This window comes from Streptococcus sp. HMSC034E12 (assembly GCF_001835915.1).
Classification (GTDB): domain Bacteria; phylum Bacillota; class Bacilli; order Lactobacillales; family Streptococcaceae; genus Streptococcus; species Streptococcus vaginalis.
Genome location: NZ_KV826448.1, coordinates 77,881 through 103,670, shown reverse-complemented (window position 1 = coordinate 103,670; position 25,790 = coordinate 77,881). Strand labels below are relative to the sequence as shown.

Annotated in this window: 23 protein-coding genes, 1 other RNA gene and 2 pseudogenes; 5 read left to right on the top strand and 21 right to left on the bottom strand. The window is 39.4% G+C overall.

Going from position 1 to position 25,790, the window contains the following annotated elements; genetic code table 11:
• Window positions 1-91: 91 nt before the first annotated feature.
• A pseudogene (locus HMPREF2574_RS06510) lies at window positions 92-808 on the bottom strand (phage antirepressor KilAC domain-containing protein); the annotation flags it as partial.
• A 53-nt stretch (window positions 809-861) separates the two neighbouring features.
• A complete protein-coding gene (locus HMPREF2574_RS06505; protein ID WP_057595487.1) occupies window positions 862-1,074 on the bottom strand; it encodes a helix-turn-helix domain-containing protein in 213 nt (70 codons plus the stop codon).
• A 164-nt stretch (window positions 1,075-1,238) separates the two neighbouring features.
• Here HMPREF2574_RS06505 and HMPREF2574_RS06500 point away from each other — a divergent pair, with 164 nt between their 5' ends.
• From HMPREF2574_RS06500 to HMPREF2574_RS06490, 3 genes are all read left to right on the top strand, one after another.
• Entirely contained in the window at window positions 1,239-1,973 is a 735-nt protein-coding gene (locus tag HMPREF2574_RS06500; protein WP_070812328.1) for a helix-turn-helix domain-containing protein, read from the top strand.
• Between the two features lie 14 nt (window positions 1,974-1,987).
• Window positions 1,988-2,641 carry an SHOCT domain-containing protein gene (locus tag HMPREF2574_RS06495; RefSeq protein ID WP_070812327.1) on the top strand — a complete coding sequence of 218 codons (654 nt, stop codon included), beginning with the start codon at window positions 1,988-1,990 and terminating at the stop codon, window positions 2,639-2,641.
• Between the two features lie 131 nt (window positions 2,642-2,772).
• A complete protein-coding gene (locus tag HMPREF2574_RS06490; protein WP_070812326.1) occupies window positions 2,773-3,855 on the top strand; it encodes a tyrosine-type recombinase/integrase in 1,083 nt (360 codons plus the stop codon).
• A 132-nt stretch (window positions 3,856-3,987) separates the two neighbouring features.
• Here the strand turns inward: HMPREF2574_RS06490 and ssrA are convergent.
• Window positions 3,988-4,337, bottom strand: a transfer-messenger RNA (tmRNA) gene (ssrA, locus tag HMPREF2574_RS06485).
• Between the two features lie 136 nt (window positions 4,338-4,473).
• Here ssrA and HMPREF2574_RS11060 point away from each other — a divergent pair.
• Window positions 4,474-4,713: pseudogene (locus HMPREF2574_RS11060) on the top strand (hypothetical protein); the annotation flags it as partial.
• 144 nt (window positions 4,714-4,857) lie between these two features.
• Here HMPREF2574_RS11060 and HMPREF2574_RS06475 read toward each other — a convergent pair.
• Together HMPREF2574_RS06475 and HMPREF2574_RS06470 are read right to left on the bottom strand one after the other, a co-directional pair.
• A complete protein-coding gene (locus HMPREF2574_RS06475; protein WP_070241613.1) occupies window positions 4,858-6,627 on the bottom strand; it encodes an ABC transporter ATP-binding protein in 1,770 nt (589 codons plus the stop codon).
• A gap of 9 nt (window positions 6,628-6,636) precedes the next feature.
• Complete coding sequence (locus tag HMPREF2574_RS06470) at window positions 6,637-8,373, bottom strand: ABC transporter ATP-binding protein (RefSeq protein WP_024051888.1); 1,737 nt, start codon at window positions 8,371-8,373, stop codon at window positions 6,637-6,639.
• A 251-nt stretch (window positions 8,374-8,624) separates the two neighbouring features.
• On the opposite strand from HMPREF2574_RS06470, the gene HMPREF2574_RS06465 reads away from it, so the two are divergent.
• Window positions 8,625-9,770 (top strand): IS110 family RNA-guided transposase, encoded by a 1,146-nt coding sequence (locus HMPREF2574_RS06465; protein ID WP_070812325.1) that lies wholly within the window; start codon window positions 8,625-8,627, stop codon window positions 9,768-9,770.
• Between the two features lie 410 nt (window positions 9,771-10,180).
• Here the strand turns inward: HMPREF2574_RS06465 and HMPREF2574_RS06460 are convergent, their stop codons facing one another.
• The 16 genes from HMPREF2574_RS06460 to HMPREF2574_RS06390 form a co-directional block, all read right to left on the bottom strand.
• Window positions 10,181-11,026 (bottom strand): DNA/RNA non-specific endonuclease, encoded by an 846-nt coding sequence (locus HMPREF2574_RS06460; RefSeq protein ID WP_070812324.1) that lies wholly within the window; start codon window positions 11,024-11,026, stop codon window positions 10,181-10,183.
• 206 nt (window positions 11,027-11,232) lie between these two features.
• Complete coding sequence (locus HMPREF2574_RS06455; protein WP_024051892.1) at window positions 11,233-11,409, bottom strand: DNA-directed RNA polymerase subunit beta; 177 nt, start codon at window positions 11,407-11,409, stop codon at window positions 11,233-11,235.
• Window positions 11,402-12,682 (bottom strand): UDP-N-acetylglucosamine 1-carboxyvinyltransferase, encoded by a 1,281-nt coding sequence (gene murA / locus HMPREF2574_RS06450; RefSeq protein WP_024051893.1) that lies wholly within the window; start codon window positions 12,680-12,682, stop codon window positions 11,402-11,404. The genes HMPREF2574_RS06455 and murA overlap by 8 nt, the downstream gene beginning before the upstream one ends.
• Window positions 12,683-12,719: 37 nt before the next feature.
• The gene (locus HMPREF2574_RS10235; protein ID WP_081333905.1) at window positions 12,720-12,950 is read right to left on the bottom strand and encodes a DUF1146 family protein; all 231 of its coding nucleotides are present in this window, start codon (window positions 12,948-12,950) and stop codon (window positions 12,720-12,722) included.
• A 102-nt stretch (window positions 12,951-13,052) separates the two neighbouring features.
• On the bottom strand, window positions 13,053-13,472 hold the full coding sequence (locus HMPREF2574_RS06445) for a F0F1 ATP synthase subunit epsilon (RefSeq protein ID WP_070812323.1): 420 nt from the start codon (window positions 13,470-13,472) through the stop codon (window positions 13,053-13,055).
• A gap of 10 nt (window positions 13,473-13,482) precedes the next feature.
• A complete protein-coding gene (gene atpD / locus HMPREF2574_RS06440) occupies window positions 13,483-14,889 on the bottom strand; it encodes a F0F1 ATP synthase subunit beta (protein ID WP_024051895.1) in 1,407 nt (468 codons plus the stop codon).
• 34 nt (window positions 14,890-14,923) lie between these two features.
• Window positions 14,924-15,802, bottom strand: a complete 879-nt coding sequence (locus HMPREF2574_RS06435) for a F0F1 ATP synthase subunit gamma (RefSeq protein WP_070812322.1) — start codon at window positions 15,800-15,802, stop codon at window positions 14,924-14,926.
• Between the two features lie 15 nt (window positions 15,803-15,817).
• Window positions 15,818-17,323: a F0F1 ATP synthase subunit alpha gene (gene atpA / locus HMPREF2574_RS06430; protein WP_024051897.1), complete on the bottom strand. Its 1,506-nt coding sequence runs from the start codon at window positions 17,321-17,323 to the stop codon at window positions 15,818-15,820.
• 15 nt (window positions 17,324-17,338) lie between these two features.
• On the bottom strand, window positions 17,339-17,875 hold the full coding sequence (locus HMPREF2574_RS06425; RefSeq protein ID WP_070812321.1) for a F0F1 ATP synthase subunit delta: 537 nt from the start codon (window positions 17,873-17,875) through the stop codon (window positions 17,339-17,341).
• A complete protein-coding gene (gene atpF, locus HMPREF2574_RS06420; RefSeq protein WP_070812320.1) occupies window positions 17,875-18,369 on the bottom strand; it encodes a F0F1 ATP synthase subunit B in 495 nt (164 codons plus the stop codon). The genes HMPREF2574_RS06425 and atpF overlap by 1 nt, the downstream gene beginning before the upstream one ends.
• A 14-nt stretch (window positions 18,370-18,383) precedes the next feature.
• Complete coding sequence (gene atpB / locus HMPREF2574_RS06415) at window positions 18,384-19,097, bottom strand: F0F1 ATP synthase subunit A (RefSeq protein ID WP_024051900.1); 714 nt, start codon at window positions 19,095-19,097, stop codon at window positions 18,384-18,386.
• Between the two features lie 39 nt (window positions 19,098-19,136).
• Entirely contained in the window at window positions 19,137-19,337 is a 201-nt protein-coding gene (locus HMPREF2574_RS06410) for a F0F1 ATP synthase subunit C (protein ID WP_024051901.1), read from the bottom strand.
• Between the two features lie 330 nt (window positions 19,338-19,667).
• Entirely contained in the window at window positions 19,668-22,067 is a 2,400-nt protein-coding gene (locus HMPREF2574_RS06405; protein WP_070812319.1) for a glycogen/starch/alpha-glucan phosphorylase, read from the bottom strand.
• A gap of 21 nt (window positions 22,068-22,088) precedes the next feature.
• The gene (glgA, locus tag HMPREF2574_RS06400; RefSeq protein WP_070812318.1) at window positions 22,089-23,522 is read right to left on the bottom strand and encodes a glycogen synthase GlgA; all 1,434 of its coding nucleotides are present in this window, start codon (window positions 23,520-23,522) and stop codon (window positions 22,089-22,091) included.
• Window positions 23,519-24,658: a glucose-1-phosphate adenylyltransferase subunit GlgD gene (gene glgD / locus HMPREF2574_RS06395; RefSeq protein ID WP_024051904.1), complete on the bottom strand. Its 1,140-nt coding sequence runs from the start codon at window positions 24,656-24,658 to the stop codon at window positions 23,519-23,521. The genes glgA and glgD overlap by 4 nt, the downstream gene beginning before the upstream one ends.
• Window positions 24,648-25,790, bottom strand: a complete 1,143-nt coding sequence (locus HMPREF2574_RS06390; RefSeq protein ID WP_024051905.1) for a glucose-1-phosphate adenylyltransferase — start codon at window positions 25,788-25,790, stop codon at window positions 24,648-24,650. The genes glgD and HMPREF2574_RS06390 overlap by 11 nt, the downstream gene beginning before the upstream one ends.

Genomic DNA, 25,790 nt, shown 5'->3' with positions numbered 1-25,790 from the left:
ACGGATTAGAATTATAATATTTATAATCATGTGTGCAATTAGTAAAATAAATGTTGCTAGTTGCATTTTTATTACTCCTTTCTAGTCCTGCCAAGCATTCCCGATCAAGGAACTTGTTGATAAAATACTGCTGACCCTTGCCTGTGACCTTTGGTGTCTTGTTCACGCTGATATGTCCATCTGCGTGTTGCACGTTTGTTTCCTTGATTTCAAAGAGTTTCAAGTCCATGCTACGTTGGGTTGGCATGTTCCAATCTGAGCCCTTGCGCTTAATCAGGTAGCCATTTTCACGCATCCAAGCAAAGAGGCGATTGGCACCGATTTTGTAGCCGTTTTGGCTAATGAGTTTGGCAAGTTCGCCGACCAAGATAGATGTGTGGCTTGCACTTACTGCGTCTGCAAAGAGGACTTTGGGTTTGTCCGCTTCAATCTGCGTCTCCAGTTTATGAATCTTCTTGTCAGCCATCAGCAAGGCTCTTGCCATAATCTTCTCAGGACTGTTGAAGTCTTTTTCTACTTGAATGAAGTACTGTCTGACTTCTTTTCCTTTGTCGGTTTTCGACATCATTGCTAAGTGTTTTGCAGTGTCCAATGATAAAGCATAGTCTTGCAATTCTCTCATTGCTCCGTTATTTACAACCGTAGTTGTAACTACACTTGTGAAATCGTAATTTTCTTCAAACCCTTTAAAGTTTTGTTCCACCCATTGGCTAAATCTCGTCTTAACTTCAAGGGTTTTGTGTAATTGTCTTGCTGATACAATCGGTTCTTGATTATCATTCACAGTCACTTTGATAACTTCGTTCATCTTTTTGCTCCTTTCTATGTTGTTGTTTTCGCAACTTTTTTTCTAAAAAAATACTAGAAATCCTCCATTTTGATGTCTAGTAGTTTTGAAAGTTTGCTAGCTTCCGAAAATGTGAAATCACGTCCACGGTAACGATTGACTTTCATGTTAAAAGTTGACTTATCCATATCCAACTGTTCAGCAATTTCTTTTTGTTTCATTCCTTTTGAAACAATAATGCTTTTTAAATTTAGATACGGCTTATCTAGTACCATTACACCGCTCATAGGCCTCTCCTTTCCAAGTTGTCGTTTTCGCAACTTTGTTTTATGGTTCTAGTATATACCAACTTTGTTTCGTTGTCAACAACTTTTTTATTTTTTTTTAAAAATGTTTGCGAAAACGAAACTTTTATAGTATAATGATTATTAAGAAATGAGGAAGTGGAAAAATGATTGGAAACAAAATCAGAGAACTTAGAAAGAAACATAACTTAACTCTTGATGAGTTAGCTAATAACTTAAATAATAGGTATCCTGATACTATGAACTTTAATAAAGGGAAAATTTCTAAATGGGAAAATGACAAAGAAGAGCCAAGACTTTCATCAGTCAGAGTCCTTGCTGATTATTTCGACGTACCTTTAGATTATTTCAACGGCAATGAGGCTAAAATCTTGCCAATCTACAACAAACTAGAAGAACCAAGGCAGGAGAAAGTCCTTAATTATGCTAAGGAGCAACTTGAGGAGCAAGAGAACTCTAATATTATTTCTATGTTTGACAAACCTCAAGATGACGAAGACTACATTACTGATTATGTTGAGGGATTGGTTGCTGCTGGTCGTGGTATTTTCCAAGATGACAATTTACATATGGAGGTGAGACTACGTGCAAATGATGTCCCTGAGAGTTACGATACTATAGCTAAGGTTGCTGGTGACTCTATGGAGCCCTTGATAGAAGATAATGACCTACTCTTTATCAAGGTTACTAGTCAGGTAGACATCAATGACATTGGTATTTTTCAGGTAAACGGTAAAAACTTTGTTAAAAAGCTCAAGCGTGATTACAGCGGAGCTTGGTACTTGCAAAGCCTCAACAATAGCTATGAGGAAATCTATCTTTCAGAAGATGATGACATCAGAACTATTGGAGAGGTTGTAGATATTTATAAGAAAAATTAGAGAGGTATAGGATAATGGGGATTTTTGATAGTGCAGAAATGAAAGAGGCTAAACGCCAGTACAAGGAAGAAATGAAACAATTAGCTGAGGCTATGCAGCCTACAGGCAAGATTTTCATGTGTGCCAAGTGGGATGATAACTTGAGAGTCATCTCTCTTGGTTCAATGGGATTGAGTACTATTGTCAAATATGACACGATAAAAGATATACAGGTCTTTGAGTCCGTCAAAGAGGTTACTTCTACAAAATCAAAGGGTAAAGAAAAGCGTAAAGGTGTTATGACTAGAGCAGCCGTGGGTACTATCCTCATGCCAGGAGTTGGAACTTTGGCGGGTGCATTGACAGCTAAGAAACAATCCACAGGGGAGACTGAGGCTGTAACTAGTCAGCAAGTAACTAGAACTATTGTACTGACTAGAGATGACCCTTTCAAAACAGTTCTAAACGTGCCTTACAATGCTGAGCTAGAGGTTAAGTTACGTAGTATCCTAGCTGAAAACCTCAGTCAAACAGCACCAGTTGAACAAGTTGCAGAGGCTCCACAAGTTGAGCAAACCATATCAAGTATATCTGTTGCTGATGAGCTAATGAAACTAAAAGAACTACTAGACGCTGGTGTTCTGACACAGGAAGAATTTACAGCACAGAAACAACGACTTTTACAATAAAAACAAAAAAAGCCCCACGCTCTCAAACTTTGGCGAGCTTGAGCGTGAGGCAAAAACGATTGTATGAGAAAATAACCATTCAAAAGGTCGTTTTCTTATACCTATTTTAGCAAAAAATGAGGTAAAACACAATGGCAATTACAGCATACAAAAAGAAAAACGGGAAAACAGCTTACGAAGTTAAGGAGTATCTAGGCAAAGAAAACGGTCGTAGCAAATACTTCCGTAAGAAAGGGTTTGAGACTAAAGCTAAAGCCCGTGCAGCTATTCTGCAAGCGCAAGAAGAATTTGAAAATCCTGAAAAAAAGCAAAAAAATATAACGGTCAAAGCCGTGGCTAAATTGTGGCTAAAAGAGTACGCAGATACCGTACAAGAATCAACATACATTAAGACTTACCGTAATATTAAAAATCATATTTATCCAGTCTTGGGAGACCAGAGAATCGCTTCTCTCACTCCTCTCCAAATGCAGGAGCAGGTCAACGCTTGGTCAAAGAAACTCGTTTATGGGCGTAAGTTAAAAGGGCTGATGAATAATATCTGTAAGTATGCTATCCGCTATGGTTATATGGCAACAAATCCTATGGATAGCGTCACGACGCTAGTTAAAAAGCAATCTGAAGAAACTGCCGACTTTTACACAAAGGACGAATTACAGACCTTTTTAAGCTATGTAGACGAAACAAGGGACATTACAAAGATAGCTTTCTTCCGCCTCTTAGCTTTTACAGGCTGCCGAAAAGGCGAACTCTTAGCTTTGCAATGGTCAGACTGGACAGATAGCACTCTAGACATAAACAAAGGTATTACAAGGGGATTCGCAGGAGAGGAGATAGGCAAAACAAAGACAACTAGCAGCAATCGCCTTATTAGCCTAGACCCTAAAACCGTAGAAATTTTACAAAAACTACGAGAAGCAAAACCGAACGACATCTATATTTTTGAGAGTGTGGAAGGAAAACCAATTCCAAGCTCTCTCCCTCGCAAATGGAATTTACAGATACTAAAAGGCAAAGACCTGCGACCAATCAGGATTCATGATTTTAGACACACGCACGCCAGTCTATGCTTTGAAGCGAATATGACGTTGAAGCAAGTACAATATCGTCTCGGTCACTCGGACTTAAAAACCACGATGAATATCTATACCCACATCACAAAGACTGCCAAAGATGATATTGGTCAACGATTTGCAAATTATATTGATTTTTAGGGCGCAACAAAAATGTTGTGTCCTTTGTTGTATCCTTTTACCATAAAAAGACACAAAGAAATACTAAAGAGAAAAATAAAAAACGTTGTTAAATCAACGTTTTAGAAAGGTTTAGAAAAGTTTAGAAAATAACAATGGAGCCGGTGGGAATTGAACCCACGTCCAAACACCTGCCAACACATTTGTCTACAACCATAGGTTATGTATTGGATTTAACTTCGCTTTGACACATAACTCAAGCCCAAGCCAAGCGAGTCTATCAGTCTCTTATCAAGCCCCTAGACAAGGCTTAATCGTATCTCGCTATTATTAAGACCGGTCATCGAACACGAGCGATCCGAATCTGGTCACGCTAGCTGTTTTTTAGGCAGCTAAAGCGTAAGAATTATTATTTTTTGCAGTTATATTTAACTGGCGCTTTACATCCGCTCGATGAGTCGCAAAATGTGCCTCATAATGCCTGTCGAATCCGTAACGACCCCAAAACATAAAAATATTATACCATATTTTTTAATAATATTTCAATTTTTAAGTCCATTGTTTTTTAAATCTACTTTTTTACAGGAACTTTTATGCTATACTAAAAAGGAATCTGTTTGAAAGGATTGTTATCACATTATGGTATTGCATCTTATTTGGCTTCTTCCTGCTCTTCTTTTTCTTGTCTTGTTTTATATAGAGCCAAGGCGACTCTTCAATGCGTATTTGCTTAGTATCGTTTTAATTTTATTTTCCGCTATCGTTTCTGGTTTGTTTGTGATTCATATGGAACAACTTGTCAATAGAAATCTGGCAATGCTTTCTTTGCTCATCTTAGCACTTTTCATTCCTTTGAGTGTTATAATTTCAACCATTTATAGTTGTGAGACAGAGCAATTGCATTTTAGCTTTATGTCACCAAAGATAAAAAAACACGAACTCGTCCAGATTAGCTAACTGCTAGTCAAGACAGGGTTCGTGTTTTTATTGTTTAATTGGAGTTTTCTTTTGCTCCTTTATTCGTTAGGCTTCTTTCTTAGCAAACTGACTTGTATATAAGTCGTAATAGAAACCTTTATCAGCTAAAAGCGATTCGTGAGTTCCTTGCTCAATGATTTGCCCGTCTTTGAGAACCAAAATCTTGTCCGCCTCTTGAATCGTCGATAAGCGGTGAGCAATGACAAAGCTTGTTCGTCCTTGCATGAGGTTCTTCATCGCTTTTTGAATCAAGAGCTCTAGGCGTGTATCAACGGACGAGGTTGCTTCATCCAAAATCAAGATTTTTGGATTGGCTAATAATGCTCGCGCAATGGTCAGCAATTGTTTTTGCCCCAGCGAAATATTGCTGGATTCCTGATTCATTTCCATATTATAGCCACCTGGAAGCGTCCGAATGAAATGATCGACATTAGCCGCTTTGGCAGCTTCCACAATCTCTTCATCTGTCGCATTCAGATTTCCAAAGCGCAAGTTTTCCTTGACTGTTCCTTCATAAAGCCAAGCGTCTTGCAAGACCATACCAAATTGTTTGCGGTATTCTTGGCGAGACAAATTGCGAATATCATGGCCATCAACAGAAATTGAACCGGCAGTTACATCGTAAAAACGCATCAGTAGATTGATGAGGGTAGTCTTTCCAGCACCAGTCGGACCGACAATCGCCACCATTTCGCCCGGCTTAACCTCTAAGTTGAAGTCTCGAATGAGCGGTTTGTTTTCCACGTATTGAAAGTCAACATGCTTGAAGCTGACCTGACCTGTCAAATCATGCTCCAAGTGCTCTTTTACATCCGTCACTTCGTCTGGTTCATCCAAGACTTGAAAGACACGATCTAGCGAAGACTTAGCACTCTGCAATTGCCCAGCCAGTTGCGTTAAGTTTTGGATTGGCTGGTTTACTTGCCACACGTATTGTACGAATGCTTGCATGTTCCCAATCGTTAATTGTCCAGAAATGACTTGCAGACCACCAACAACCGCTACAATCAGATAGGTCAAATCTGAAACGGCGTTCAAAATTGGCATCATCAAACCAGAAATAAAGCTAGCTTTGAAGCCAACTTCTTGGAGATTTTGCGTGATTCCGCGAAAATATTCTGAAGATGTTTCTTCACGGCCATAAAGTTTCAGCACATTAAAACCGCTCAGATTTTCCTGCACAAATCCGTTCATAGCACCCAGCGCATCTGCTTGCTTTTTAAAATAAGGCTGCGATTTCTTCAAAATAAAGTTCGCACCAAAATAGGTCAAAGGAATGCTGGCAATCACGATCAAAGCCAGTTGAAAATTGAGATACAAGACCATTCCGATAACCAAGGTAATAGTCAAAACCGCATTGACAACTTGCAGGAATGACTGTTGAAGCGCATTTGAAACAGTCTCTACATCACTGGTAAAGCGCCCTAGCAAATCTCCAAATTGATGCTTATCAAAGTAAGAAACTGGAATTTGATTAATTTTAGAACTCAACTCATTGCGCATGTCACGTACTGTATTTTGCACTGCATTGGTCATAAAATAATTAGAATAGTAAGCCCCAATTTCATAGAACAAACCACGCAAAAGGTAAAGTGCCATTACCCCAAAGACATATGTTGTGTTTATACTGGCGCCTTCGACTCCTTTTGCTATGTTCAGCACATTTCGTGTCAATTCTGTAATAGCAAGACCAAGTACAAAAGGCTCTAGCACGCTCATCACAATACTCACCACCTTCAAAAAGATAGCAAGGATTACTGAGAGTTTATAAACTTTTAAGTAACTCCACAAGCGCATAAAACTATGTTGTTTCATCTTTCCCTCCTATTCTTCTGTTAGTGATTGACTATTAAGCTGAGAATTAGCAATTTCGCGATAGATATCGTTTTGTTGCAACAATTCTTCATGTGTTCCGCGCCCGACGATTTCTCCCTTATCCAGAACAATAATCTGATCTGCATCCATAATGGTTCCCACGCGTTGTGCTACAATCAATACAGTAGCATTTTGCGTAACTTCTTTAAGTCGACTTCGAAGAATGGCATCGGTCTTATAGTCCAACGCAGAAAATGAATCATCAAAGATATAAATATCTGGTTCTTTCACGACAGCACGTGCGATAGAAAGGCGTTGCTTTTGCCCACCTGAGAGATTGCTTCCCCCTTCAGCCAAATGCGTCTCAAAGCGTTCTTCCTTGCTTTCAATGAAGTCCCTTGCTTGTGCCACATCTGCTGCTTGCGCCAATTCCTCACGACTAGCATTTTCTTTCCCATAGCGAAGGTTTTCTGCGATTGTGCCGGTAAAGAGCAGAGCTTTTTGTGGAATGAAACCTATCTTCTGCCGAAGCGCTTTTAGGTTATAAGAACGCACGTCCACTCCGTCCACTAAAATCTTTCCTAAAGTCACATCATAAAAGCGCGGAATCAATTGCACCAATGAGGACTTCCCTGAGCCGGTCGAGCCGATAAAAGCAATCGTTTCACCAGGTTTCGCTTTGAACGAAATATCATGTAGCACTGGGCTTTCTGTCTCACCAGGATAAGCAAAAGTAACATTATCAAACTCTAAATAACCGTGACTGTCTGTCTCCGTAACACCATCTTCGTTTGGATTGATTGAGATTGGCATTTCCATTACTTCTTTCAAGCGTTCACTTGAAACAGCTGTACGAGGATACATGGTAAACAAGCTAGATAGCAACAAGAAAGACAGCAAAGCATGGAAACTGTATTCGATAAAAGCAACCAAATCCCCAATTTGCAAGTCTCCTGTACCAAGTGGTTTTAAAGCAAACCAGACAATGGCAACAATCATGGCAATGATAATTTGAACAAAGAGTGGTTCTGTCAAACCAGTTAATTTAAATAAGCGATTGGAGTTATCCGCATAAATTTCATTTTGTGAAGCAAAGCGCTCTTCTTGAAATTCTTCTCGTGCAAAAGCTCGAATGACACGCAGACCTGTTAAATTTTCACGCGCGTATTGATTGATTTTATCTAACGTTTTTTGTTGCTTTTCGGATAGAGGACGTGTTTTTGTCGCCACATACCAAACGACAATGCCGAGGAAGGGCACAGAAATCGCAACAATCCAAGCTAAAGAGGGGCTGGTGACAAAAATCATCATCACACTAGAAATCATCATCATAGGCGTAATGACTCCCATTTTTAAGGATTGCTCTGCAAATTGCATGAGAACAAAGGCATCACTAGTAATCCGTGTCACCAAAGACGAAACGCCAATTTGCTCATATTCATGATGCGAATACTCTTGCAATTTATCATACACATCATTGCGCATGTCCCGTACCATACTCGTCGTTAATTTCCCAGCAGCATAGGCAAGGACAATCCGTCCAAAGACTCCTAGCAAAATGACAATGAGCATCACAATCGCCCAATAATACAAACGATTGCTGTCTCCTCGATTAATCCCTTCGTCAATCATTCGTGCCAAAACAGTCGGCAAGCCGAGATTCACCACGACAAAGAAGACAGCACCAAAGAAATCCAGCATCAACCATTTAGGATATTTTTTCAAATAAGACCAAATATACTTCATGTTTCTCCTTATATTATATTTAGTGCAGTTAGCTACTGCCAAAGCCCAAGTGTTATACTTGGAAAAAGCCACTGTGGATTAGTTTGTTGTCTCCAATCGCTTGACGATTTCAGAAAGGCTCTAACCACAGCTTTTTGTTTTCATTGGTAATGAGTTTGATAACGCTAGACGTTTAATCTTCAGTAAGGTAACAAGGCAAAAAGTAAGTGGATACCAAGTTGGCTTAATACTTAATATCTGGAGGTACTTTTATGCTCTATGTTGGCATTGATGTCGCTAAAAACAAACACGATGTGACAGTTATTGATAATACAGGGAAAATGGTGTTAAAACCCATCACTATTACAAACTGTAAACAAGGATTTGAACTACTTCATAATACCTTGAAACAACTCAACCAGAACTGTCTTATCGCCATGGAAGATACTGGACATTATGCCTTAAATCTCTTAACATTCTTACATCAAAACAATTATCAGATTTACACCTATAATCCCTTACTCATCAAAGAATTCACAAAGTCTATCTCACTTCGTAAAACAAAAACGGATAAGAAAGATGCACGTACAATAGCTCTTAAATTACTTTCAGACCCTAATCGTGCCCTATTTATGCATGACAACAAGCAAGAAGAACTTAAAATTATGACACGTCACATGAATCGTTTAAAGAAACATCAATCAGATTGGAAAGTCCAATATACCAAGTGTTTAGATATTATTTTCCCTGAACTACATCAGGTCGTTACGAAGCACTCTGACTATGTCTATGAGTTACTCAAACGTTTCCCTTCTCCCGAGAAAATGGTAACGGCTGGCTTTGATAAACTTATTGAGATTAAACGATTAACAGCTAAACATGCATTGGATATTCTTGAACTAGCTCCAAATTCCATTGGCACAACTTCTTTGGCTCGTGAATTTGAATTGATTGAAATTATTGAGAATATCCAACACTACGAAAAACTCATCAAACAAACTGAAAAGAAGATTGATGAGTTGATGGCTGAGCTCAACTCGGTCATCACTACAGTACCAGGCATTAGTAATCGTCTTGGTTCTGTCATTTTAGCTGAAATAAGAAATATTAATACTTTTAATCATTCAGCTCAACTCCAAGCTTTTGCAGGGTTAGAACCAGCTATCTACCAATCTGGACAACTAGATGCTCAGGGAAAAATGTTCAAACGAGGCACATCACACCTACGTTGGGCACTCATACAAGCTGCCATTAAAGTAGCTAGATACTCCCCTGCGTTTAAAGCTTATTTTAAAACCAAATTAGCGCAGGGAAAACACTACAACGTCGCTATTTCTCACGTCGCTAAGAAGCTCATTCGAGTGCTGTTTTATCTGCTTAAGAATAATGAAACTTTTGACGAGGATAAACTGAGATAAACCAACAAAAACATAGATGAAAAACTTTTTAAAACAGTCGTTTTAAAAGGCTTTTTGTCGTGTCTAAAACACATTCTAAAGTTTTCTAAAAAATTTAGAACAAACTATTGACAACTCTTATAGTTTGTCTTTCTCCTCATAAAACAAATCCACAATAAAAAAGCACCAACGTACTTTTTAGACAAAATAGGAGTGGGACAGAACTTATCTTAAAAAATTTAAGTTCGTAGTCCCACCCCCTCAAGGGTGATTAGGTGCTCTTTCGAGCTTGAAAAGCGAATAAAGAGTCCAATCACCTACTGCGTCATTCGCTTATTACCAAATTAGATAGAGGCTGAGATACGTTTTGTCCGACCTCATGTAAAAATAGTATAACAAAAAGATGATATAAATGCAACACTAGCAATAATCTAGTTGGTAACAGTCACTTCTCCTGTTTGATAATTTAGCCGAAGTCCTGTCTGTACGTTGGGAACAAAGACATTTATTTCCAAGCTACTATCGCTTGATTTAGCTTCAATATGCGAACCAACCGGCACCAAATCCTGTTCATTAGCATAAATTAAAGTCACCCGATACCGAACTCGTTTATTTTTGTCTAGTGCCTTACGTACCTTTGTTTCATAAAAATTTTGACCCGTAGAATGACCAGTATTTGCTTGATTGGCCCAAGCCGTTTGCAGCGCAATATTTTTAGGATTGCTAGTCGAAGCATCAAAGCCTTTCAAGTTACCAATCAAGGCATAACCTAGCAGATGTCCACGGTCAACTGCATGATGATATTCACCCGATAAATGCTTCACCTGATGCCAGCCAGCAGGTGTCCAAGTTGTTGAACCATTACCTGTTTCTTCACGCTTCCTATACTGACGAGTAGCTTTAGACAAAAGAGCATTTGCTACCGTCGGAACAGTTCGACCTCTGACCAATTTTGTCTTATTATCCGCATAAGGAATACTGCCCACTTTAGCATCTAAATCATTTTTATTCTCATTGACAATAAAAGCCCCTGCGCCATTCCACACGATTTTCCCTTTGAGCTGTCGTTTGACAGATTCTATTACAACGCTCTGTGCTAATTCTTGACTGGGTGCTGCATGATTCGTCCGAATGCTTCGATTAATAGCAGTGCTGTCAGAAGGCTTCGTACTACTATGATGATTGCTAAAAGAATAACCTCCTAGCGCAAGAACCAGTGCTATAACCAGACCAGCTACACTTTGTGTTACTTTCTGGTTGGATTTCTTTCTCACCATTTCTCCTCCCTTTTAAATAAATAGGAGGGGGTGAGACTACAAAGTCTATTGCTACGAAATCATGACTTTTGTCTCACTCCCTCAAAGTTATTAACTTCTAAAAACTGATCCGCTCAATAACTGGAAGTCACGCAACTACTGCGTGTAATCGAACATTATTTAAATGAGAGGTCAATTTTTATTTCGACCTCTTCTTACTATTAAGATTATTGTCCTGTGAATTTGCTGATGATTTCCTGCCACTTATCTGGCGATAAAATAGCCCATGGATTTTTTCCACCGTAGCCAACAACTAAGCCAAGTGCAAACAAAATCAAACCAAGCAACAAGAATGCTAGAACAATTCCAACTTGTTTTCCAACGTATTTCAAATCATTATTCATCGTCTTCTTCCTTCACTCGCTTAATAGAAGCACCTAAGTTAGACAACTTTTTATGGAACTGATAATATCCTCTGTCCAAATGAGCTAGCTGTCCTACTTTTGTTTCACCTTCTGCAACCAAGCCTGTTAAAATCAGCGCGGCACTCGCACGCAAGTCTGTTGACATCACCTCTGCCCCTTGCAAGGCTTGACCACCGACGATACGAGCTGTGTCCCACATAATTTCTGAGTGCAAGCCCATCCGACGCATTTCTTTCAGATGTTGGAAACGATTCTCAAAAACAGTCTCAATCATAGTAGACTCACCCTTGGCAACCGTCATCAAGGCTGTAAATTGCGCCTGCATATCTGTTGGGAAACCTGGATGAGGAAGAGTTTTTACATTGACAGCTTTTAGTTTAGACAAATCGGAACGAATCCGAATCCCTTTATCCTCTTCGGTAACAGACACACCCATTTCCATCAATTTCGCGATGAGCGGACGATTATGCTCCCAGATAGCATCTTGCACAAGGACATTACCGCCAGTCATAGCAGCGGCTACCATAAAAGTCCCGGCTTCAATGCGGTCTTGTACTACACTGTGACTTGTCCCCATCAGCTCCTCAACTCCAGTAATGGTTAATGTTTCTGTACCAGCACCACGAACTTTCGCCCCCATTTTGTTCAATAAAACAGCTAAATCAACAATCTCCGGTTCGCGCGCTGCATTTTCAATCACTGTTACACCATCCGCTAAAGTTGCTGTCATCATGATATTTTGCGTCGCACCCACACTTGGAAAATCCATGTAAATATGAGCTCCATGCAATCGGTTAGCTTTGGCCTCAATAAATCCAGCCGTCTGCTTAATTTCAGCTCCCATTGCCTCCAATCCTTTCAAATGAAGGTCAATAGGACGACTTCCAATCGTACAGCCACCAGGCATAGAAACTTTGGCATAACCATTTCTTGCCAAAATCGGACCTAATACCACGATAGAAGCACGCATTTTACTCACATATTTATAAGGAGCTTCTTCGCTTAACGGCTGTGTAGCATCCACCGTAATCCTGTTCTCTTCTTGTTCAAAAGTCACTTTTGTATTCAATCCACGAACCACATTGTTCATCGTAAATACATCAGATAGAACCGGAACATTGGTTAGAGTTGTTTTCCCTGTCGTCGCTAGAACAGTTGCTGCAAGCAAAGGCAAAACAGCATTTTTGGCACCTTCAGGTTTAACCGAACCGACTAATGGATTCGAACTGCCTTGTATAATAATTTTATCCATATTTCTCCAAAACACCTATTGTATTTCTTTTCTTATCCTATAAATTACTATTAAACACATCTCGTCCCAATGTATAGAGACTGAGGAAGAAAGAACTGAGCAAAAATCCTAACGCAATACTAAGCAATAAAATTAGAAATCGAATCTTAAGAGCATTGTCAGCATTCACCTTTAATAGTCTTTCCCAATTCACAACAGTAGAAAGCAAGTGAAATGAAAGAAAAATAAAAATCATGTGGCTACTAAGCGTAAAAATTAACTGAATCATATCCCCATTATACCAAAAAAATAGATGAGAGCAAACTATCAGACACAAATCAGGTACTGATAGCAAAAAGCCATTATAAAAAGGCCAATTGGCCTTTTCGTATTATAATCTTGTTCCAACGTTAATTCGATTAATGGCACGTTGAAGGGCAATTCTGGCACGACGTTCTTGGTCAATTAAATGCTTTTCATGTGCTTCTTCAATGGCACGCTCGGCACGCAATTTTGCTCTTTCAGCACGACTGATGTCAATATCACGAGCGCGTTCAGCAGAGTCTGCAACGATGGTAATCAAATTATCAGCAACTTCGACAATTCCACCATTCACCGCAATCCAATTGACATGATCTTCTTCATCAATCCGCTTCACTTTGACCTCATCGACAGCCAAAACAGCAATCATGTTTTCATGATGCGGCAAAATCCCCATTTCTCCATCAAGAGTTTTAACGGAAACAAACGTTGCATGATGATCAAAAACAAGACCATCAGGTGTAACGATTTGTACTGTCATTTGAGCCATAAGTCACCTCTTAGAATCCCATTTTTTCAGCTTTAGCAACCACATCTTCAATAGAACCAACGCCGCGAAAGGCATCTTCAGGAAGATGATCATATTTACCTTCAAGGATTTCCTTAAAGCCACGAACTGTATCAGCAACTGGTACATAAGAACCTGGTTGCCCAGTAAATTGTTCAGCAACATTAAAGTTTTGTGACAAGAAGAATTGAATCCGACGCGCACGCGCAACCAAAGTCTTTTCTTCGTCTGACAATTCATCCATACCAAGGATTGCAATAATATCTTGCAATTCATGGTAACGTTGAAGGACGCGTTTCACTTCTGCTGCTACAGCATAGTGCTCTTCTCCAACAATTTCAGGAGCAAGGGCACGGGAGCTAGAAGCAAGTGGGTCAACTGCTGGGTAAATCCCTAATTGCACCAATTTCCGCTCCAAGTTAGTTGTAGAATCCAAGTGAGCAAACGCTGTAGCTGGCGCAGGGTCAGTGTAGTCGTCGGCTGGCACATAGATAGCTTGGATAGAGGTTACAGAACCTTTCTTGGTTGACGTAATCCGTTCTTGCAATTGTCCCATTTCTGTCGCAAGTGTTGGTTGGTAACCAACGGCTGAAGGCATGCGTCCAAGAAGGGCAGATACTTCAGAACCTGCTTGCGTGAAACGGAAGATATTGTCAATGAATAACAACACATCTTGACCTTCGACATCACGAAAATATTCGGCAATGGTCAAACCAGTCAAAGCCACACGCATACGTGCTCCAGGTGGTTCATTCATTTGACCGAAAACCATGGCTGTTTTTTCAATAACGCCAGATTCTTTCATTTCCCAGTAAAGGTCGTTCCCTTCACGTGTTCGTTCTCCAACACCAGTAAAGACAGAAATTCCACCGTGTTCTTGGGCAATGTTGTGAATCAATTCTTGAATCAAGACTGTCTTTCCAACTCCGGCACCACCGAAAAGCCCGACTTTCCCACCTTTTAGATAAGGTGCAAGGAGGTCAATAACCTTGATTCCTGTTTCTAAGATTTCTGATGAAGTAGACAACTCATCAAAAGTTGGAGCTTTTTTGTGGATTGGTTGACGTTCTGCATCTTCACCAAAAGGAGCTTCCAAGTCAATGGTATCTCCTAAAACGTTAAAGACGCGACCGAGTGTTTCTTTCCCAACGGGGACAGAAATTGGACGACCAGTATCTAGGACTTCTATGCCACGAGTCAACCCGTCAGTTGATTCCATAGCAATAGTCCGAACCACTCCGTCACCAAGCTCAAGAGCTACTTCAAGGACGATTTTCGATTTTTTTTCGTCATTTTTATAGACTACAAGTGCATTATTTATCTCAGGTAATTTATCACCAGCTGCAAACGCAACGTCAACGACTGGTCCGATAACCTGAGCAATTTTGCCTGAGCTCATTCTTTTCTCCTCTTTATATTTATTTTCTGTGACACTATTCTAGTGCACTTGCACCCGCCACAATTTCAGTAATTTCTTGCGTGATAGCTGCTTGTCTAGCACGATTATACTGAATGGTCAAATCATTGATAACTTTTTTCGCGTTATCTGTTGCTGTCTGCATTGCGGTCATTCCAGCTGCATTTTCTGTTGTTTTCGCATCAATAATTGCCCCGTAGATCATACTTTCAGCAAACTGAGGCAATAATTGATCCAAAATGACATCTCGGCTAGATTCCAATTCCAAATTCAAAACGTAGTCTTCATCTGCTTCATTTGGATCCAAATCCACGATTGGAAGCATTTGTTCAACACGCATTTGGCTGGTCAAACTATTGACGTGGTGATTATAACAAACATATAATTCATCAAACAATTCGTTTTGGTACATTTCAACCGTTTTGTTAATGATTTTACGAACCTCATCAAAGCTCGGTTGATCTGCTAAACCACGTAGTTCATAAATAGGCTGAAGCCCGCGTGCCCGAAAGAAGTCCGAGCCCATACCACCAATTGAAATGATGACGAAATCATCTTTATCATGGTATTCTGCAAAAAGTTCCATCATGGATTTGAGAATGGTCGCATTGTAACCGCCAACTAAGCCGCGATCCGATGTAATAACGATATAGGCTGTTTTTTTCACCGGACGACTAATCAACATAGGGTGGTATTTGGAATTTTGCCCTTCATGCCCATGAAGCAAATCTGTCAATAACTTTCTGACTTTAGAAGCATAGATTTGGAAATTCTTGGCCGCTTCTTCTGACTTTCCTAGCTTAGCAACAGATACCATTTGCATGGCATTTGTGATTTGACTGGTGTTTTTTGTGGATGCAATTTTATTTTTTATATCATTTAATGAAACTGCCATCTGACACCTCTATTCTTACTTGAAGCTAGACTGATTGATAAATTCAGTAATTGCAGCATCTAAGACTGCTTCCTCTGGAAGGTCTTTTGTTGTACGAATGATTTCATAGAGGTCTTCATGATGAGCATCAAAGTAATCAAACAATTCTGCTTGAAAATGAAGAATATCATCAACCGGTACACTATCCAAGAAACCATGTGTCAAGGCGTACAAAATAACGACTTGTTTTTCCACTGGTAATGGTTCATGAACAGGTTGTTTCAAGACTTCTACCGTCCGACGACCACGATTCAATTTCGCTTGCGTTGCCGCATCCAAATCACTACCAAACTTGGTAAATGCTTCCAATTCACGATAAGAAGCAAGGTCAATACGCAAGGTTCCAGCAACCTTCTTCATCGCTTTTATCTGTGCAGAACCACCTACACGTGATACAGATGAACCGGCATCAATAGCAGGTCGAACACCTGCGTTAAAGAGACTGTCGCTTAAGAAGATTTGACCGTCCGTAATTGAAATTACATTGGTTGCGATATAAGCGGAGATGTCTCCTGCTTGCGTTTCGATAAACGGCAGTGCTGTAATAGAACCACCACCTAATTCATCCGAAACTTTTGCAGAACGTTCCAAAAGACGACTATGAAGATAGAATACATCTCCTGGGAAAGCTTCACGACCTGGTGGACGACGAAGTAAAAGCGACAGTTCACGATAGGCAACCGCTTGTTTAGATAAATCATCATAAACAATCAAAACGTGTTTACCATTATACATAAATTCTTCTGCCATTGCTACACCTGCATAAGGTGCCAAAAACAGCAATGGTGAGGGTTGCGAAGCTGAGGCTGTGACAACGATTGTGTAATCCAACGCTCCATACTGACGAAGCGTTTCTACTTGCGTACGAACCGTTGATTCTTTCTGACCAATAGCAACATAGATACAGATCATATCTTGTCCCTTTTGGTTCAAAATCGCATCAATCGAAATACTTGTTTTACCCGTTTGACGGTCTCCGATAATCAATTCCCGTTGTCCACGACCGATTGGCACCAAAGCATCAATCGCTTTCAGACCTGTTTGAAGCGGTTCTGATACAGATTTCCGCTGCATAACCCCTGGAGCAGGTGTTTCAACTGGACGCGTCTTATCTGTCTTGATCTCGCCAAGCCCATCAACCGGACGACCGAGCGGATCCACAACCCGACCAATCAAAGCATCTCCGACAGGCACTTCCATGATTTTACCAGTTCGACGAATGGTATCCCCTTCGCGAATATCTGTGAAATCACCTAAAATGATAATCCCTACATCTGTTGATTCTAAGTTTTGTGCCATACCGTATGAGCCATTTTCAAAAATCAACAGCTCACCACTCATTGCATTGTCAAGACCATGAGCACGGGCGATTCCATCACCAATATATGTGACGACCCCTGTTTCTGTGACGTCAAAATTTGGCTGGAAATTTTCAATTTGTTGCTTAATTAAAGCGCTGATTTCTTGTGCGTTAATCGCCAAAATTCACACCACTTTCTATTTCAAATTTTCTTTTACTGTTTGTAATTGACGTTTAATACTTGCATCAATTGTCTTATTATTAGCTGTGATGATAAAGCCACCAATGAGGCTTGCATCCAGTTCTTCTTTTAAAGAACGAACTTGCAATCCAAATTTTCGCTCAATAATCGGAATGATTTTAGATTTTTGCTCCTCCGATAAACCTTGAACTGATTTGATTGTCACTTCAAATTCATTACTAATCTTTTCAAGCTGGTGAAGACTTTCTACTAAAATGTCATAAAAAAGATCTTCACGATGATTGTGAATAATAACTTCAATAAAATTGTCAATCAAGGATGAATCAGATCCTTGAAAATAGCGAAGGCTTCTTTCTTTTTCTGTATCAACAACACCAATATTTGATAAAAAGGCAGCTAAATTTGTATTGTCAAAAATGTCTTTGATTTGCTGAAGCTTTTCAAAAACATCTTTTTGCTGACCTTTTTCAATCACGAGTTGGACAAAAGGTGTGGTATATTTTTCAATTACCGCATATCTTTTTTTGTCCATTAAGCATCTCCTAGCTTGTCAATATAGCGGTCAATGAGCTCTTTGTGAGCTTCTTGATCCAATTTTTGACCTAAAATTTTGCTAGCAAGTTTTACAGTCAAATCGGCTACATCACCTTTGATACTGTTCATGGCTTCTGCTTTGGTTTGAGCGATTTCTTGATTAGCCTTTTCTTTTAAACGTCCAGCTTCATCAGCTGCATCTGCCAAGATTCCTGCCTTGTTTTTCTCAGCAGTTTCTTTAGCATTTTCAATAATTGTTGTCGCTTCTTGACGACTACCTGCTAATTCTGTTTCTCTCTTTTGAGCTAAATCTTCTGCTTTTTGACGAGCAGATTCTGCGCTATCAATGTCATCTGAAATCTTTTTGGCGCGTTGCTCAAAAGTACTTGTGATATTCTCCCAGGCAAATTTCTTGATTAAAATGATTAACAGAAGAAATGAGCCTGCTACAAGGATAAAATCCCCAATAAGACTACCTAAAGTAATATTCATCTCTTATCTCCCTTCTATTCCTCACTATTAATTTTCTTACCTAGATACATAGATGTCAACATGGTAAATACATATGCTTGAATACATGAAATAAAGACTGAAAAAGCAGTCCAAACAAGATTCAAGACAAAAGCAATTGGATACCAACCAGCAGCTTGTTGTGATAAAGTTAACAACAAACCAGACAGAACTTCACCCGCATAAATATTACCATAGATACGCAGAGCCAGAGAGGCAAAATTAGTGAATTCTTCCAAAATATTCATTGGAGTCATTCCAGCAGGTGTCGCAAATGCCTTGAGATAAGCTTTCACTCCCCGTCGGCGAATCCCTTCAACATGACAAATTAAGGTAATCAAAAATGAAAATCCTAAGTCAAAGGCAAGATTTGCCGTTGGAGATGTCCACAAATTATAATCATTGGTTGTCTGCACTTTTGCCATCAAACCAAGATTGTTAGCTACTGCAACGAAAAGGAATAAGGAAAAGATAAATAGAGAATAATTCTTTATATATTTATCGCCAATATTTCCCTTTGTAAAGCCAATAACAAAATCATAGAGGTATTCTAAGACATTTTGTTTGCCAGAAGGCTTCAGCGTCATTTTCCGACTAGCCCAATAAACAAAGGCAAATACGATAAATACAGTTAGAAGAGACATAGCAAGTAGAGTCAAATCAAAAGTCACAGGACCTAAAGTGATAGTTGGATTTATACTTTCTTCCAACGAACTCCACCCCCTTTTCTAAAGGATAACTTTCTTTTCTTATTTAATGATGAATGACATCGCAAGTGTTACGAAGAAAGTACCTTCGATAAAGGCAATCCCCATGATCATGAGCGTTCTCAACTGACCAATGATTTCTGGTTGACGTGATGCTGATTTAAATAGATTTGCCATTAAAAAACCTTCAGAGAGCGAAACACCCATACAGGCAAGACATAATCCAAAAAATGTTAAATTCATGATGAATTCTCCTTTATGTTTAAAATTTACTTACTTAGTTTAGTCCTAAAAATTCTTTTTGTCAAATGTTTTTGTCTTTTGGAAACGTTTTATACGGATTTCTTTCAATTTCCAAAAAAGTAGGCTATCCTCAACAATTGTGGTTTTAGAATAGTAGTAAAACGAACTTGATCCCACTAGCTAACCTATTGATATATGAAACTGCGATTCCTATTTATTAAATTTTGTTTTGCTAAAAAATCATAGTCTTTCTATCTCTAGATAGGTCAAATAAACAGGAAGTATGAGCAACTTTTCAACAAAGAGGCTGGATAGATCCCAGCCCCTAACTTAATCCTTTTTCAGGTTCCAAATTTCTTTGGCGTATTGTTCAATCGTATCATCTGATGTGAATTTATCAGACGTTGCGATATTAACAAGACTCATGCGCGCCCATTTTTCTTTGTCACGATAGAGTTGATCAATCTTTTCTTGAGCTGCTACGTACGAAGCAAAATCTTCCAAAAGGAAGTATTCGTCATTGTGCGTAATCAAAGCTTCATAAATCTCAGAACCTTCATTTCGGACATTTGGAATAGTTCCATCCGCAAAGCTATCCACCACACGGCGAACCACAGGATTGCTTTCATAAACACCACGTGAATAGTAATCATGACGAGCATAATGGTCATAGACTTCATCTTTGTCCATACCGAAAATTACAATATTGTCATCTCCGACTTCATCTTTGATTTCAATATTGGCTCCGTCAAGGGTTGCCAGAGTAATGGCGCCTGTCATCATGAATTTCATATTAGATGTTCCGGAAGCCTCCTTGGAAGCGAGCGAGATTTGCTCTGACACATCTGCAGCAGGAATGATGAGTTCAGCCAAGCTGACCCGATAATTTTCAAGGAAAACAACCTTTAGCTTGCCTTGTAGACTCTCATCATTATTGACAAGATTAGCCACTTCGTTGATCAATTTGATAACAGATTTGGCAAAATGATAACCTGGCGCTGCTTTCGCACCAAAAATGAAGACACGTGGCACCATATCTTTATCAGGATTGTCTTTTAAATCCCAATATAGTTTAAGAATATGGAGCAAATTGAGCAATTGACGCTTATAAGCATGAAGCCGCTTCACTTGTACATCAAAGATAGCTTCCGTTGATACTTCTACTCCCGTAGATTCTTTGATGAAAGCTGCTAAGCGCGCCTTTGCTTCTTGCTTGACATTATAAAATTCACTCAAAACTTGTGGGCCATCTTTGTAGTCTAAGAGCTTACGAAGTTCATGAATGTTTTTCCGCCAGCCGTTACCAATCAAGCGATCAATCTCATTTGACAATGGTTCATCTGCAATTTGCAACCAGCGACGTTGAATGATACCATTTGTTTTATTATTGAATTTTTCAGGATAAATGGCATAAAAGTCACGCAACGTATCTTCTTTGAGAAGTTCTGTATGAAGTTTTGCCACCCCATTGACCGAATGACCTCCAATAATCGCGAGATGCGCCATGTGAACTTGGTTATCTTTGACAATCCGAGTGTTCTCAATCACTTGCGGGTCAATGCCACGCGCAGCCATTTCAGAGACATAGCGATTATCAATTTCAAGAATGATTTGGTAAACACGAGGGAGAACATTTTTAAAGAGTTCCGCATCCCATTTTTCTAAGGCTTCTGAAAGAATGGTGTGATTGGTATAACTCATCGTCTTTACCGTTGCATTCCAAGCGTCTGCCCATTCAAGACCACAGTCATCAAGTAAAAGCCGCATAAACTCTGCTGGTGCAACCGCTGGGTGGGTATCATTGATATGAACCGATACCTTTTCATGAATTTGCTCTAAAGGCAGCCCTTGCTTCCGATAAGATTTGATAATCGTCTGCAAGCCGGCACTGGTCATGAAATATTCTTGAATCAAGCGCAGTTCTTTTCCTTCATAGCTTGAATCATCTGGATACAAAATAGCTGTGATATCTTGTACTTTGCGGCGTGCTTCAATTGTTGGATATTCTAGCTCATATTCTTCAGGAATTTCGATATCCCAAAGACGAAGATTGTTGACAACGTCATTTCCGAAACCAATTTGTGGTACATCGTAAGGTACTGCACGGAGAGTTTGCGAATTTTCATAAACGGGAAGCATTCGCCCTTCTTTGTTGGCTTGCAGATAGACATTCCCAAAGATTTTAACATCTACAACATCATGATCTTTCCGCGTTTCCCAAACGTTTCCTAGACTACCAAACCAATCATCCGGCAATTCGACTTGATATCCATTTACAATTTTTTGTTTGAAAAGTCCGTAGCGATAGCGGATTCCATTGCCAAATCCCGGATAGCCTGTGGTTGCAAGTGAATCCATAAAAGCTGCTGCAAGACGACCAAGACCGCCATTTCCTAACGCCATATCATGCTCAGCCTGTTTGACAGCCGTAAAATCAACACCTAATTCGTCAAAGCCTTCTTTGACAACATCGAGGATTCCAAGATTTAGTAAATTGGTTTCCAGCATTCGCCCAGGCAGAAATTCAATCGAAAAGTAATAAGCAATTTTTTGATTGTCTTCTACTAGTTTGTTTCGTCGTTCCAACCACATAGGAGTGATGTATTTGCGAATCGTACGTGCTAAGGTTTGAAACAGCTCTGTCGGAGTGGCATCTTCTACCTTAATTAACTGTTCTTCATGTAAAATATCTTTAAAATCTTGAAGAAACTGTTCTTTTGTTAGTTCCATTTCTGAATAGCAAACTCCCTTCTATGAATAAAGAGATTGGTACAAATGGCTATAGGCCTGACTAGCGGTGTCCCATGAGAAATCACGCTCCATAGCTTGCTTTTGAAGCGACTGCCATGCTTCTTTATCGTTATGATAGAGACTGACAGCCATATCAAACGTCCATTTCAGCCAGTAGCCTGAGAAATTATTAAAGCTAAATCCAGTTCCTGTTTCTTCGTAGGCATTATACGGTTGAACGGTGTCACGCAAGCCACCAACTTCATGTACGAGAGGTAAGGTTCCATAACGCATGGCCATCATTTGGGACAATCCACATGGCTCAAAGCGACTTGGCATTAAGAACATATCACAAGCTGCATAAATTTCTTGCGCTAATTTCACATCAAACGTAATATTGGCAGATAATTTTTCTGGATAAGCTTGACCAAACCAAGCAAAGGATTGCTCAAAAGACGGGTCTCCTGTACCTAAAAGAACGATTTGTACATCATCTTGCAATAAATTGTGCAACTGATCCACAACCAAATCAAAGCCTTTTTGCCGAGTCAAACGTGATACAATACCTACTAGAGGTACATCATCACGCACAAGCAGACCAACTTTTTCTTGCAACGCACGCTTATTTGCCAACTTGCCAGATAAATCGTCTTTATTAAAATGATGATCCAATAACGCATCTGTTTCTGGATTATAAATATCTGTATCAATTCCATTGACAATACCTGATACTTTACCAGATTCCATTCGTAAAATTTGATCCAAACCACATCCAAATTCTGGGGTCATGATTTCATGCGCATAGCTTGGTGATACGGTTGTCACCCGATCTGCATACAAAATCCCTGCTTTCATCCAATTCAAGCAGTTATTCCAACGCAAGGTACCGTCTGCATAACGCTCATAGCCTACTCCAAACAAATCCCAGAGCATGCCATCAGAAAATTGCCCTTGAAATTCTAAATTGTGAATGGTTAACACAGTCCGAATACCATGATAAGCCTGAATCCAATGGTATTTTTCTTTCACTAAAAATGGAATCATCGCTGTATGATAATCATGCACATGCAATACATCTGGAATGAAATCTACTCTTTCCATCAACTCAACAGCAGCCATTTGGAAATAAGCAAAACGCTCACCATCATCAAAATCACCATAAACATGACCACGAAAGAAATAGTATTGATTGTCTATAAAATAGAAGGTTACACCATTTAAAACTGTACGTTTCACACCGACATATTGACCGCGCCAACCGACCTTCACTTCAAAATGGAACAAGTCTTCCATTTGGTCGCCAAACTTTTTATCCACCATATCATAGTATGGAAGAATGACACCCACTTCATGACCAGCTTTCACAAGAGATTTAGGGAGAGCGCCAATGACGTCTCCCAATCCTCCTGTTTTAGAAAAAGGTGCACCTTCTGCTGCTACAAATAAAATTTTCATTGAATTCTATCCTCTGTCACTTTTTCGCCTTTTTTAAGAACAACTGGGTTATCAACTGTTCCTCGAACGGTCACATTCTCAGCAATCTCAACACCCTTATCTAAGATTGCATAGTCTACAACAGCATGTTCGCCAATAAGGACACGTGGGAAAAGAATACTGTTTTTTACACGACTTCCTTTTTTAATACGAGTATTACGAGAAATGACAGAACCACTCACTTCTCCTTCAATAATACTGCCAGAAGCAAATTGAGCATTTGAAACCTTAGAACCGACTGCATAATAAGTTGGCTCTTCGTTTTTTACTTTCGTATAAATCTTTTGATTTGGAGAGAAAAGGGAATAGAATTTTTGTGAATCAAGCATATCCATATTGGCATTGAAGTACGAAGTGACAGAATGAATATTTGCTAAATAACCCGTATATTCATAAGCAAACGCTTTTTCCTGAGCAGCTAAATCACGTAAAACATAACGTAATTTTTGAGGAAATTCTTTTTGTGCTTCTATTTCTAACTTTTCAATCAGCCAAGGTGTATCCACAACAAAGATATCTGTTGACATGTTGTACAAATCCTGATCTTTTTTATCATCAAAAAGATAGTGATTTTTCACATGATCTGTTTCATCAATTTCCAAAACAGCATTGACTTCGGAAATTTCTTCTTTTGGTAATTTTTTATAGACAACTGTGATCGGTTGATCAGTTGTACCATGTAAGTGGAAGACTTGGTTCAAGTCGATGTTCACCAAAACATCACAGTTCAATGCTACCGTTTGATCGCTGCCCGAACGTTTTAAGTAGGTCAATAATTGCTCGTAGTATTCTTTACCAACAGTAGAACTTTCTACGCGCGTATTATAAATACCAAGATAGTAGTGACTCAAAAGAGCAGACAGCCCCCATTCACGTCCAGAACGGATATGGTCAAAGACAGAACTAATATTATCTTGTTGGAAAATGCCAAAGACGCTCCGAATCCCTGCATTGGCCAGGCTAGACAATGGAAAGTCAATTAAACGATATTTCCCACCAAACGGCAAACTGGCAACTGGACGATGATTTGTCAAAGTAGACATATCATGAAATCCAACTGTATTTCCTAAAATTGCTGAATATTTATCAATCTTCATCTGATGGTACCCCCACTTTCTCATTGTATCCGATAACTTGTACTTCGTCTGTCCCATCAATTTCTACACCATCAGAAATGATAGCTCCTTCACCGATAATAGCACGTTTGATTTTTGCACCTTGACCAATGATAGCACCACTCATAATCACAGAATCTTCTACAACTGCATCTTTACGCACTTGAGCTTCCGTAGAAAGAATCGAATGTTTAACTGTTCCGTCTACAAAACAGCCGTCCACAACCAAAGAATCTTCTACATGAGCATTTTCTCCAAGGAAGTTTGGTGGGGAAATCAAGTTACGTGAATAAATTTTCCATTGACGATCTCGGCTATCTAAAGCATTGTTTGGTTCAATATATTCCATATTGGCTTCCCAAAGTGATTCAATCGTTCCAACATCTTTCCAATATCCCTTAAATTCATAAGCATAGACACTTTCGCCGGATTCAAGATAATTTGGAATAACATTCTTACCGAAGTCAGACATATCTACATTGCTCTTTTCAGCAGTGACCAGCATATTACGCAGGCGTTTCCAGTCAAAGATATAAATCCCCATAGAAGCCTTAGTAGACTTAGGTTCAGCTGGTTTTTCTTCAAACTCGACAATGCGGTTATTGGCATCTGTATTCATAATACCAAAACGACTAGCTTCTTTTAAAGGAACATCCAGAACAGCTACCGTCAGACTGGCATTGTTGTCCTTGTGAGATTGAAGCATATCATCGTAGTCCATTTTGTAAATGTGGTCACCAGACAAAATCAAGACATACTCAGGATTGATAGTATCAATATAATCAATGTTTTGATAAATCGCATGACTAGTTCCTTCAAACCAACGATTGCCCTCACTTGCTGAATACGGCTGGAGAATGGATACTCCTGTGTTAATACCATCCAGTCCCCAACTAGAACCATTTCCAATATGACTATTCAAAGCTAATGGTTGGTATTGAGTAATGACACCAACATTATGAATTCCTGAATTGGCACAATTGGACAAAGCAAAGTCAATGATACGGTAGCGTCCACCAAATTGTACTGCTGGTTTGGCAATACTTTGAGTGAGTTTTCCAAGGCGTGTTCCTTGCCCACCGGCAAGAATCAAAGCTAGCATTTCATTCTTCAT

Bases quoted from the DNA above. Each gene is read 5' to 3' on its own strand.
- atpD (WP_024051895.1), bottom strand. From the start codon at position 14,889: ATGAGCTCAGGCAAAATTGCTCAGGTTATCGGACCAGTCGTTGACGTT.
- HMPREF2574_RS06390 (WP_024051905.1), bottom strand. From the start codon at position 25,790: ATGAAGAATGAAATGCTAGCTTTGATTCTTGCCGGTGGGCAAGGAACA.
- atpF (WP_070812320.1), bottom strand. From the start codon at position 18,369: ATGAATATTACTTTAGGTAGTCTTATTGGGGATTTTATCCTTGTAGCA.
- HMPREF2574_RS06405 (WP_070812319.1), bottom strand. From the start codon at position 22,067: ATGGAACTAACAAAAGAACAGTTTCTTCAAGATTTTAAAGATATTTTA.
- HMPREF2574_RS06425 (WP_070812321.1), bottom strand. From the start codon at position 17,875: ATGGACAAAAAAAGATATGCGGTAATTGAAAAATATACCACACCTTTT.
- HMPREF2574_RS06465 (WP_070812325.1), top strand. From the start codon at position 8,625: ATGCTCTATGTTGGCATTGATGTCGCTAAAAACAAACACGATGTGACA.
- HMPREF2574_RS06475 (WP_070241613.1), bottom strand. From the start codon at position 6,627: ATGAAACAACATAGTTTTATGCGCTTGTGGAGTTACTTAAAAGTTTAT.
- murA (WP_024051893.1), bottom strand. From the start codon at position 12,682: ATGGATAAAATTATTATACAAGGCAGTTCGAATCCATTAGTCGGTTCG.
- HMPREF2574_RS06410 (WP_024051901.1), bottom strand. From the start codon at position 19,337: ATGAATTTAACATTTTTTGGATTATGTCTTGCCTGTATGGGTGTTTCG.
- HMPREF2574_RS06470 (WP_024051888.1), bottom strand. From the start codon at position 8,373: ATGAAGTATATTTGGTCTTATTTGAAAAAATATCCTAAATGGTTGATG.
- HMPREF2574_RS06455 (WP_024051892.1), bottom strand. From the start codon at position 11,409: ATGAATAATGATTTGAAATACGTTGGAAAACAAGTTGGAATTGTTCTA.
- HMPREF2574_RS06495 (WP_070812327.1), top strand. From the start codon at position 1,988: ATGGGGATTTTTGATAGTGCAGAAATGAAAGAGGCTAAACGCCAGTAC.
- HMPREF2574_RS06505 (WP_057595487.1), bottom strand. From the start codon at position 1,074: ATGAGCGGTGTAATGGTACTAGATAAGCCGTATCTAAATTTAAAAAGC.
- HMPREF2574_RS06445 (WP_070812323.1), bottom strand. From the start codon at position 13,472: ATGGCTCAAATGACAGTACAAATCGTTACACCTGATGGTCTTGTTTTT.
- HMPREF2574_RS10235 (WP_081333905.1), bottom strand. From the start codon at position 12,950: ATGATTCAGTTAATTTTTACGCTTAGTAGCCACATGATTTTTATTTTT.
- HMPREF2574_RS06490 (WP_070812326.1), top strand. From the start codon at position 2,773: ATGGCAATTACAGCATACAAAAAGAAAAACGGGAAAACAGCTTACGAA.
- glgA (WP_070812318.1), bottom strand. From the start codon at position 23,522: ATGAAAATTTTATTTGTAGCAGCAGAAGGTGCACCTTTTTCTAAAACA.
- HMPREF2574_RS06500 (WP_070812328.1), top strand. From the start codon at position 1,239: ATGATTGGAAACAAAATCAGAGAACTTAGAAAGAAACATAACTTAACT.
- glgD (WP_024051904.1), bottom strand. From the start codon at position 24,658: ATGAAGATTGATAAATATTCAGCAATTTTAGGAAATACAGTTGGATTT.
- HMPREF2574_RS06435 (WP_070812322.1), bottom strand. From the start codon at position 15,802: ATGGCAGTTTCATTAAATGATATAAAAAATAAAATTGCATCCACAAAA.
- HMPREF2574_RS06460 (WP_070812324.1), bottom strand. From the start codon at position 11,026: ATGGTGAGAAAGAAATCCAACCAGAAAGTAACACAAAGTGTAGCTGGT.